Source organism: Acidovorax sp. FW305-C-20-28 (assembly GCF_058783375.1).
Window position 1 is genome coordinate 1 of sequence record NZ_JBYSYM010000067.1, and the last position, 10609, is coordinate 10609.

8 protein-coding genes are annotated in these 10609 nt (G+C 67.1%); all 8 read right to left on the bottom strand.

The features are described 5' to 3' along the window. Positions 1-97 precede the first annotated feature (97 nt). The gene (gene gshB, locus AC3WOH_RS34405; RefSeq protein ID WP_492233818.1) at positions 98-1054 is read right to left on the bottom strand and encodes a glutathione synthase; all 957 of its coding nucleotides are present in this window, start codon (positions 1052-1054) and stop codon (positions 98-100) included. A gap of 71 nt (positions 1055-1125) precedes the next feature. Next, complete coding sequence (locus tag AC3WOH_RS34410; protein WP_492233819.1) at positions 1126-2313, bottom strand: benzoate/H(+) symporter BenE family transporter; 1188 nt, start codon at positions 2311-2313, stop codon at positions 1126-1128. Between the two features lie 72 nt (positions 2314-2385). After that, positions 2386-4254 carry a potassium transporter Kup gene (locus AC3WOH_RS34415; RefSeq protein ID WP_492233820.1) on the bottom strand — a complete coding sequence of 623 codons (1869 nt, stop codon included), beginning with the start codon at positions 4252-4254 and terminating at the stop codon, positions 2386-2388. A gap of 197 nt (positions 4255-4451) precedes the next feature. Further along, entirely contained in the window at positions 4452-5747 is a 1296-nt protein-coding gene (gene gshA / locus AC3WOH_RS34420) for a glutamate--cysteine ligase (RefSeq protein WP_492233821.1), read from the bottom strand. Between the two features lie 106 nt (positions 5748-5853). Beyond that, positions 5854-7320 (bottom strand): TrkH family potassium uptake protein, encoded by a 1467-nt coding sequence (locus AC3WOH_RS34425; protein ID WP_492233822.1) that lies wholly within the window; start codon positions 7318-7320, stop codon positions 5854-5856. A 16-nt stretch (positions 7321-7336) separates the two neighbouring features. After that, complete coding sequence (trkA, locus tag AC3WOH_RS34430) at positions 7337-8791, bottom strand: Trk system potassium transporter TrkA (RefSeq protein WP_492233823.1); 1455 nt, start codon at positions 8789-8791, stop codon at positions 7337-7339. A gap of 60 nt (positions 8792-8851) precedes the next feature. Next, positions 8852-10132 (bottom strand): glutamate-5-semialdehyde dehydrogenase, encoded by a 1281-nt coding sequence (locus tag AC3WOH_RS34435; protein ID WP_492233824.1) that lies wholly within the window; start codon positions 10130-10132, stop codon positions 8852-8854. Between the two features lie 115 nt (positions 10133-10247). After that, positions 10248-10609: hypothetical protein (locus AC3WOH_RS34440; RefSeq protein WP_492233825.1), on the bottom strand; the 362-nt coding region annotated here is incomplete at its 5' end.

Sequence of the window (10609 nt, forward strand, 5' to 3'; positions counted from 1 at the left end):
ACCGCCCAGAACCCCCAACAAGGACCTCCGTGCAGCGAAGCCCTCGACTATAGCACTGTTTTGAGGGGCCGCGCAAGCAATTGGCAGAAAAGCGAGATCAGGGTGCAGGCGAAGCCAGCGCCGCCTCCAGCGCATCGATGAACAGCGCCGCGACATCGCAGCCCGTCTGGTCAAAAATCTCCTGGAAGCAGGTGGGGCTGGTGACATTGATTTCGGTGACGCAGTCGCCGATCACGTCCACGCCGGCCAGCAGCAGGCCGCGCGCCTGCAGGATGGGCCCCAGGGCGTTGCCGATCTCCCAGTCGCGCTCGGACAGGGGGCGGGCCACGCCCTTGCCACCGGCCGCCAGGTTGCCACGCACTTCCGTGCCCTGGGGAATGCGCGCCAGGCAGTAGGGCACAGGCTTGCCGCCGATGACGAGCACGCGCTTGTCGCCTTCAGAGATCTGCGGCAGGAATTTCTGCACCATCACACTTTCACTGCCGTCCTTGTTCAGCGTCTCGATGATGCTGCCCAGGTTCAGGCCGTCGGGCCCCACCCGGAAGATGCCCATGCCGCCCATGCCGTCCAGGGGCTTGAGGATGATGTCCTTGTGCTCGGCATGGAAGCTGCGGATGTCGGCCGGGTCGCGTGTGACCAGGGTCGGGCCGATGAACTGCGGGAACTCCATGATCGCCAGCTTCTCGGGGTGGTCGCGCAGCGCCCGGGGCTTGTTGAACACGCGGGCGCCATCGCGCTCGGCCTGCTCCAGCATGTGGGTGGCGTAAAAGTACTCGCTGTCGAACGGCGGGTCCTTGCGCATCAGCACGGCACCGAAGTCGGCCAGCACGGCGGTGCGCACCGGCTCCTCCGTGTACCAGGCCTCGGGGTGGCCGGTGAGCACGATGTCGCGCACGCGTGCCGTGACCTTGCCGCCACGCTGCCAGCTCACGTCCTGCGGGCCGCTCACCGTGATGCGATGGCCGCGGCGCTGGGCCTCGCGCATCATGGCGAAGGTGGTGTCCTTGTAGATCTTGAAGCTGGCCAGCGGATCGGCGATGAAGAGGAGTTGCATGGGCTTGGAAGATTAAGAAGGAGAAAGAGAAGCAGTGCCTGGGAGAACGGTCTTTATATAAAGGGAGACCGTCAGCCCCTGGGGGCACGTGTACGCCCGTACTGTTGCACAAATAGCGCAAGGCTGCCGGCCACCACGCCCCAGAAGGCCGAGCCCACGCCCGCCACCACCACGCCGCTCAGGGTGACCAGGAAGGTGATGAGCGCCGCCTCGCGGTGCCCCTCCTCGCGCAGGGCCGTCGCCAGGCCGTTGCCGATGGTGCCCAGCAGGGCCAGCCCGGCGATGGCGGCGATCAGCTCCTTGGGGAAGGCGGTGAGCAGGCCGGTGATCACCGCGCCGAAAATGCCGATCACCACATAGATGGCGCCACAGGACACGGCGGCCGTATAGCGCCGGGCGCGGTCCTCATGCGCCTCGGGGCCCATGCACATGGCCGCCGTGATGGCACTGAAATTAAGGGCAAAGGCCCCGAAAGGTGCCAGCACCAGCGTCCCCAGCCCCGTAAGCGTGAGCAGGCGCGAGACCGGCAGCGGATAGCCCGAGGCGCGGATGACGGCCACTCCGGGCAGGTTCTGCGAAGCCATGGTCACCACGAACAACGGGATAGCCAGGCTCACCAAGGCCGACAGGCTGAACTGCGGCGTGGTCCAGACCGGCACGGCCAGCGAGAACTGCACGGCCGACCAGGCCATCTGCCCGCGCAGGGCCACCCAGGCGATGCCCACAGCCAGCGTGAGCACCACCGCATACCTCGGCATCAGGCGGCGCCCCACCAGGTAGCAGCCCAGCATCAGCAGCACCAGGGGCAGCGCGGTCTGCGCGGCCGTGAAGGCCTGGATGCCGAAGCGCGCGAGCACGCCGGCCAGCAGCGCGGCCGCAATCTCCATGGGGATGCGGTTCATGATGCGCTCGAACCAGCCGGTGACGCCGCACAGCGCGATCAGCACGGCACTGACCATGAAGGCGCCGATCGCCTCGGCCATGCTGAAACCGCCCGCCAGCCCGGCGGTGGCCAGCACCGCGGCCCCCGGGGTAGACCAGGCGACCATGACCGGCATGCGCAGGATAAGCGAGGGCACCAGCGAGCACAGGCCCATGCCCAGCCCCAGGGCCCACATCCAGGAGGTGGTCTGCGCTGGCGTGGCATGGAAGGCCTGGGCGGCCTGGAAGACGATGGCCACCGAGCTCGTGAAGCCCACCAGCACCGCCACGAAGCCTGCGGTGAAGGCCGACAGGCTCAGATCCTTGAAAAACTGCATGGCCGGGATTCTGCCCGTTGCACCGATGCGGTGCACGGCAGGGGCCATCCCAGCCGAGAGGCCCTCAGAGCGTCAAATTTCGATCTTGGAGCCCAGTTCAACGACCGCGTTGTTGGGCAGGTGCAGAAAGTCCGCCGCGCCGCTGGCGTTGTGGTGCATCTGGGCAAACAGCTTTTCGCGCCAGGGCGCCATGCCGCTGCCGATGGTGGGCACCACGGTGTCGCGCGAGAGGAAGTAGCTCGTGGTCATGGGCTCCATGCCACAACCGCGGCCGCGCAGTTGCTCCAGCGCCCGCGGCAGGTCGGGGTCGTTCTTGAAGCCATAGTGCACCACCACCTGCCAACAATCATGGCCCAGGGCATCGACCTGCAGGCGCTTGTCCATGCCGATCCAGGGCACTTCATGGCTCTTGACCGTCACGAACAGGTTCTGCTCGTGCAGCACCTTGTTGTGCTTGAGGTTGTGCAAGAGCGCATTGGGCACCACGCCGGTCTCGGCCGTGAGGAACACGGCCGTGCCTTCCACGCGCGTGGGCGGGCTGATGAATACCGACTCCAGGAAGTCCTTGAGATCGATGGCATCGGCGCGCAGCTTGTCATTGACCAGGTGGCGCCCTTCTTTCCAGGTCATCATCAACGTGAAGACGATACCGCCGATCATCAGCGGGAACCAGCCGCCCGCGAAGAGCTTGAGCAGGTTGGAGGTGAAGAAGGCCAGGTCCACCACGAAGAAGCAGCCCGTGGCCGCGACACACAGCGCCAGCGGGTAGCCCCAGCCGTAGCGGATCACGAAGAAGGTCAGGGTGGTGGTGATCAGCATGTCCAGCGTCACGGCGATGCCGTAGGCCGCCGCCAGGTTGCTCGACGAGCGGAACATCACCACCGCGAGCACGATGGCCACGAACAGCCCCCAATTGACGAGCGGCATGTAGATCTGGCCCGTATCGCGCACGCTGGTGTGCTGGATATTGAGGCGCGGCAGGTACCCCAGCTGGATGGCCTGCTTGGTCACGCTGAAGGCGCCGGTGATCAGCGCCTGCGAGGCGATCACCGTGGCCATCGTGGCCAGCACCACCAGGGGCAGCAAGGCCCAGCCGGGGGCCATCATGAAGAAGGGGTTCTTCACCGCCTCAGGCTCGGCCAGCAGCAGCGCGCCCTGGCCGAAGTAGTTGAGCGTGAGCGCCGGCATGGCCACGCAGAACCAGGCCAGGCGAATGGGGCGCTTGCCGAAATGGCCGAGGTCGGCGTACAAGGCCTCGGCCCCGGTCACGGACAGCACCACGGCCCCGAGGATGATGAAGCTGATGCCCGGGTTGGCCCACATGAAGCCTAGGGCGTAGTGCGGGCTCATGGCCCACAGGATCTCGGGGTGGGTCACGATGTGGGACACGCCCAGCAGCGCCAGCGTGAGGAACCAGACCAGCGTGATGGGCCCGAAGAACTTGCCGATGCCGCCCGTGCCACGCTTTTGCACCACGAACAGGCAGAACAGCACGACCAGGGTCAGCGGGATCACGTACTGCTTGAAGTGCGGCGAGACCACTTCCAGGCCCTCGACCGCCGAGAGCACCGAGATGGCCGGGGTGATGACCCCGTCGCCGTAGAAGAGCGAGGTACCGAAGATGCCCACCCCCAGCAGCACACCGCGCAGGCGGGGCTTGTCCTTCACGGCCTGGGAGGCCAGGGCCAGCATGGCGATTAGCCCGCCTTCGCCGTTGTTGTCGGCGCGCAGCACCAGCACCACGTACTTCAGGGAGACGATGACGGTGAGCGTCCAGAACAGGATGGACAGGATGCCGTAGATGTTGTCCTGGGTGAAGGGCACATGGCCCGACCCGAAGACCTCCTTGACCGCATACAGCACGCTGGTGCCGATATCACCGTAGACAACACCGATGGCGCCCAGCGTGAGCGCTGCAAGCGAGGATTTGGAGCTTTGCACTGACCACCCCTGGCACACGTGGCTGCCAGGGTTCCGTTACTTTTGGGAACGCTATTGTGCTCCTGGGCTGGTGCAGCGGCGCACCAGCCCGGGGCATGTTGCAATGCAGCAACTGCCCTCTGGCGCAGCGCCCTCAGACGTGGCAAGCCGGGTGCCCAGGCCTTTTCCGGCCACTTCCTCTCTTTAGAGGAAACACCTCAGTCGTAGACTTCGGCGTCGGGGTTGGTGGCTTCCAGCTCGTAACTGGCCGCCAGCATGGCCAGGCGTGCCACCACGCCGTACATGTAAAAGCGGTTGGGTGCACTGACCCCGGGGCGCATGCCCGGCTGGGGCATGTGCGTGCTGTGCTCGAAGGCCAGGGGCACGAAGCTCGCGCCCGGCGCATTGAGGTTCTCATCGGTGCCGCGCTCGGCATGCATGCGGTAGAAGCCGCCCACCACATAGCGGTCCATCATGTAGACCACAGGCTCGGCCACGGCGTCGTTCACGCGCTCCTGGGTGAGCACGCCTTCCTGGATGATCACGTCGTTGACCACCTGGCCGTCCTTGATGACCGCCATCTTGTTGCGCGTCTTGCGGTTGATCGCGTCGAGCTCCTTGGCGTCGCGCACGGTCATGATGCCCATGCCGTAGGTGCCGTTGTTGGCCTTGACGATCACGAAGGGCTTCTCGTTGATGCCGTATTCCTTGTACTTGCGGCGCACCTTGGTGAGCAGCGCATCGACATGGGTCTGCAGGTTCTCCAGGCCCGCGCCCTCGGCAAAGTCCACGTCGCCGCACTGGCTGAACATGGGGTTGACCAGCCAGGGGTCGATGCCCAGCATCTTGCCGAAGCGCTTGGCCACCTCTTCGTAGTTCTTGAAGTGCGTGCTCTTCTTGCGCACGCTCCAGCCCGCATGCAGGGGCGGCAGCAGGTACTGCTCGTGGATGTCTTCGAGGATGCCCGGCGCGCCCGCCGTGAGGTCGTTGTTGAGCAGGATGGTGCAGGGATCGAAGTCCTTGAGCCCCAGGCGGCGCTTGTTGCGCACCACGGGCTCCAGCGTCACCGTGTCGCCGTTGGGCAGCTCGATCAGCGTGGGCTTCTTGATCTCGGGGCTGATGGAGCCCACGCGCACGTTCAGGCCTGCCATGTTGAAGATGCGCTGCAGCTGCACCACGTTGGACAGGTAGAAGGTGTTGCGCGTGTGGTTCTCGGGAATGATCAGCAGGTTGCGCGCCTCGGGGCAGATCTTCTCGATGGCGGCCATGGCGGCCTGCACGGCCAGGGGCAGCATCTCCTTGGTCAGGTTGTTCCAGCCGCCCGGGAACAGGTTGGTATCCACCGGGGCCAGCTTGAAGCCCGCATTGCGGATGTCCACCGAGGTGTAGAACGGCGGCGTGTGCTCCATCCACTCCAGCCGGAACCAGCGCTCGATGGCGGGCATGGAGTCGAGCACGCGCTGCTCGAGTTCGTTGATCGGCCCGGTGAGGGCCGTGATGAGGTGCGGAACCATGGAAAACCTTACTTGGGGCGGGTCTATTGCGGCGGCGAGCCATTGTAGGGTGGGGGCGTGACCGATCGTTCGCAAGCCCGCCTCCGCAGTTTTCTGCCATGGCGCATCAGCGCCGCCAGAACGAGGGCGTCAGCAAGGCCATGAAACTCAGGATCTCCAGGCGCCCGAGCAGCATGGCCAGGGTGCAGATCCAGATCTGGAAGTCGGTGAGCACCGAGAAGTTCGACGCCGGCCCCACGCTGCCCAGGCCCGGCCCGGCACAGTTCACGCTGGCCAGCACCACCGAGAAGGCCGTCACCGGGTCCAGGTCGGTCAGCAGCATCACCATGCTCAGCCCGAAGACCGTGCCGCCATAAACCAGCATGAAGGCCAGTACCGAGAAGATCACGCGGTTGTCCACCACGCCACCGCCCAGGCACACGGGCTGCACGGCCCTCGGGTGCACCAGGCGGTTCATCTCGCGGCGCGCCTGCTTCACGAGGATGAGCATGCGCACCATCTTGATCCCGCCGCCGGTCGAGCCCGCGCTGGTCGCCACGCCCGACAGCAGCAGCATGAACACGGGCGCGAACACCGGCCAAGCCAGGAAGTCCACGGTGGCGAAACCGGTGGTCGTGGCCATGGAAACCGTGTTGAACATGCCGTGGCGCAATGCGTCCAGTGGCGCATAGACCCCCTTGGCCCACAGCAGCAGCGACACCAGCAGCCCGCCACCGACCAGCGCGAACAGCGTGGCGCGCAGTTCGGGGTCGCCCCAGAAGCCGCGCCAGTGCCCTTTGCGGAAGGCCACGAAGTACAGCGCGAAGTTGCAGCTCGCGACCAGCATGAAGAAGATGCAGATGGCTTCGAGCAGCGGCGACTGGAACTGCCCGAAGCTCGCGTCGTAGGAGGACAGCCCGCCCAGGCTCACGGTGGCGAACATGTGCATCAGCGCGTCCAGCGGCTTCATGCCGCCCAGCCAGAAGGCCAGGCCGCAGGTCACCGAGAACAGCGCATACACGCCCCACAGCCCCTTGGCCGTGCCCGTCATGCGCGGCGTGAGCTTGGAATCCTTGAGCGGGCCGGCCGCCTCGGCCTTGAACAGCTGGCTGCCGCCCACGCCCAGCAGGGGCAGCACGGCGACTGCCAGGATCAGGATGCCCATGCCGCCCATCCACTGCAGGAAGGTGCGCCAGACATTGATCGACACCGGCAGCGTATCGAGCCCGCTGAGCACCGTGGCGCCGCTCGTGGTCAGGCCCGACACGGCCTCGAAGTAGGCGTGGGTAAAGGACATGGACCGGCCGATCTGGTGCCCGGTCAGCATCAGGGGCAGGGCCGCCGACAGCGGCAGCAGCAGCCAGACCAGAGACACCAGCATGACGCCGTGGCGCGGCTGCAGCTCGTGGCGGAAGTGGCGCAGGCGCCACCAGAGCCAGGCCCCGGCCATGAAGGTGGCGCCCATGGCCTGCGGGTACACATGCCAGATGCCGTCGCGCGTCCACAGCGACACGGCCAGCGGCAAGCCCATGGCCAGCGAAAAGGCCATGACCAGGATGCCCAGCACGCGCAGGACAGGGAACATGTCCACCATGGTGCTCAGTCCCGCATCAGAAGAAGGTGGCGCTCACACGGAAGAGCTTTTCCACCTCGCGCACCAGCCGCTTGTGCGGCAGGAAGAACACGACGTGGTCGTTGCTCTCGATCACCGTGGAGCTGCGCGGGATGATGACCTCGGGTTCGCGCAGGTCTTCAGGCGCCACATCGGGCGAGTCGGGCAGGCCGCGCACGATGAGCCCCATGTGCACCTCGCCAGGCAGTTGCAGCTCACTGACCTTGCGCCCCACCACGCGTGAGCTCTTGCGGTCGCCGCGCGCCACGATCTCCAGCGCCTCGGCCACGCCACGGCGCAGGCTGTGCACGGCCTGTACATCGCCCCGGCGCACATAGGCCAGCAGCTCGCCGAGCATGGCCTGCGCGGGCGACAGCGCAATGTCGATCTGCGTGCCGTGCATCAGGTCGGCATAGCTGCGCCGGTTGATAAGCGACAGCACACGGCGCGCGCCCATGCGCTTGGCCAGCAGGCAGGACATGATGTTGTTCTCGTCGTCGTCGGTGAGCGCGAGGAAGAGGTCGATCTCCTCGATGTTCTCGTCGCCCAGCAGGTCCTCGTCCGTGGCATCGCCCTGCAGCACCAGCGTGTCGGCGGGCAGCAGGGAGGCCAGTTCGGTGCAGCGCTGCGCATCACCTTCGATGATCTTCACGCGAAAGCGCCCGCCCTGCCTGGCCAGCTGGCGCGCCAGGCGCAGGCCCACACGGCCGCCACCGGCAATCATGATGCGACGCACCGGCTGCACGGCCGCCGCGCCGCGCCGGTGCAGGGCCGCGAGCACATGGGCGATGTGCTCGCTGGCCGCGAGCACGAAGACCTCGTCGCCCGGCTCGATGCGCGTGGTGCCGTCGCAGGCCACGAAGCGGTCGGGCTCGTCGGGGAAGCGCCGGTAGATGGCCACGATGCGCACCGCGACGTCGGGCGCGCCGGCGCGCAGCTCGGCAATGGTGTGTCCCACCATGGGCGCCCCGAGCCGTGCGCGCACCGAGGCCAGACAGGCCCGGCCACCCGCGAACTCGCGCACCTGCATGGCCTCGGGGTATTCGATGAGCTTGCCGATGTAGCGGGTCAGCGACTCCTCGGGGCAGATGATGCGGTCCACCGCAAAGCCTTCGGGGCCGACCAGCCGCTCGTCATTGTCGAAACCCGAAGAGCGCACACGCGCGATGCGCGTGGGGATGTTGAACACGATCTGAGCGATCTTGCAGCAGACCAGGTTGGTCTCGTCCTGCGCGGCGCAGGCGATCAGCAGGTCGGTGTCGTGTGCGCCGGCCTCGGCCAGCACCTGGGGGTCGATGCCGCTGCCCACCACGCCACGCAGGTCGAAGCGCGATTCGAGGTCGCGCAGGCGCTCGGCATCGGTGTCGATGACGGTGATGTCGTTGCGCTCGGAGACCAGGCTCTCGGCCACGCTGTGGCCGACACGGCCGGCGCCCAGGATGATGATTTTCACGAGGGGATGATCGGTAGAGGCGGCGCGCGCGTCAAGCCGGCCGCCATGCGGCCGGCGCCATCAGCCGCGCACCTCGCCTTCGCCCAGCACCACGTACTTGAGCGAGGTCAGGCCCTCGATGCCCACGGGGCCGCGCGCGTGGAACTTGTCGGTGCTGATGCCGATTTCGGCGCCCAGGCCGTACTCGAAGCCGTCGGCAAAGCGCGTGCTGGCGTTGACCATGACGCTGGCCGAATCCACCTCGCGCAGGAAGCGCTGGGCGTGCACGTGGTCGGTCGTGAGGATGGCGTCGGTGTGGTGCGAGGAGTAGTGGTTGATGTGGGCGATGGCCTCGTCCACGCCGGCCACCAGCTTGATGCTGATGATGGGCGCGAGGTACTCCTCGGACCAGTCCTGCTCGGTCGCATCCACGAGCTTGGCGCCCGCCACGGGGGCCAGCAGCGCGCGGCTTTCGGGGCATACGCGCATCTCCACGCCCTTGGCGGCGTAGACGGCACCGATGCGCGGCAGGAATTCGGCCGCCACGCCGCGTGCCACCAACAGGCCCTCGCTGGCGTTGCAGGGGCTGTACTTCTGGGTCTTGGCGTTGTCGGCCACCTTCACGGCCATGGCCACGTCGCAGGGGTCGTCCACATAGGTGTGGCAGTTGCCGTCCAGGTGCTTGATCACGGGCACCTTGGCGTCGCGGCTGATGCGCTCGATCAGGCCCTTGCCGCCGCGCGGGATGATGACGTCCACGAACTGCGGCATGGCGATGAGCTGGCCCACGGCCTCGCGGTCGGTGGTCTGCACCAGTTGCACCGCGTCCTCTGGCAAGTCGGCCTCGGCCAGCGCCAGTTGCACCAGGCGCGCCAGGGCCTTGTTGGAATCGATGGCTTCCGAGCCGCCGCGCAGGATGCAGGCATTGCCGCTCTTGATGGACAGGCTGGCCGCCTCGATGGTCACGTTGGGGCGGCTCTCGTAGATCATGCCGAACACGCCGATGGGCACGCGCATCTGGCCCACGCGGATGCCGCTGGGCTGCTGCTTCATGCCGATGATCTCGCCGATCACATCGGCCATGGCGGCCAGCTGTTCGCAGCCTTCGGCACAGGTTTCGAGCACCTTGGGCGTGAGCTTGAGGCGGTCGACCATGGGCTCGGCCAGGCCGGCGGCGCGGGCGCGCTCCAGGTCGCGGGCATTGTCGTCCTGCAGGGCCGCGGTGTGCTCGCGCAGGAGGCGCGCCAGGGCGCGCAGCGCCTTGTTCTTGACGGCCGCCGGCGCCTTCGCCATGAGGGCGGAGGCGGCCTTGGCCTGGGATCCGAGGGTGTGCGTGTATTCAGCCACGTTGAGCGCGTTCATGGCCCCGATTCTCGCAGAAGCGCCCTCCCCCTGTGCGCCAGAGGGAGGGCATGGAGGCCTGGGGCCCGCGCGGGAGACCGGCGCTCAGGCCCCGGAGCCCAGCCCCCCCTCCAGCTCAGTTCAGCGTGTGCACCACCCGGTATCGCCCCGCACGCACCATCTCCGCCACCGCACTCGCATCATCCCCCACCCCATACCCCACCACCAGTTGCACCCCCTCCAGCCCGCTGAAGTTCAGGCCCGAGGCAATGCGCACCGGCACCGTGCGCGGCAGCGCTCCCGACAGGTAGGCCGGGAACGCCCCGCCCGCATACACCGACCAGCCGTTGGATCCCAGGAACAGCACCGTGGAGCCGGCCAGCGCGGCCACGTAGACCCGGCCCGTCTTGCCCCGGTGCAGCGGCGAGACCGTGGCCCCCACGTCCAGCGTGACGTTGCTCAAGGGGCCCGTCTGGCTTCCCGCAAAGGTGCCGCTGG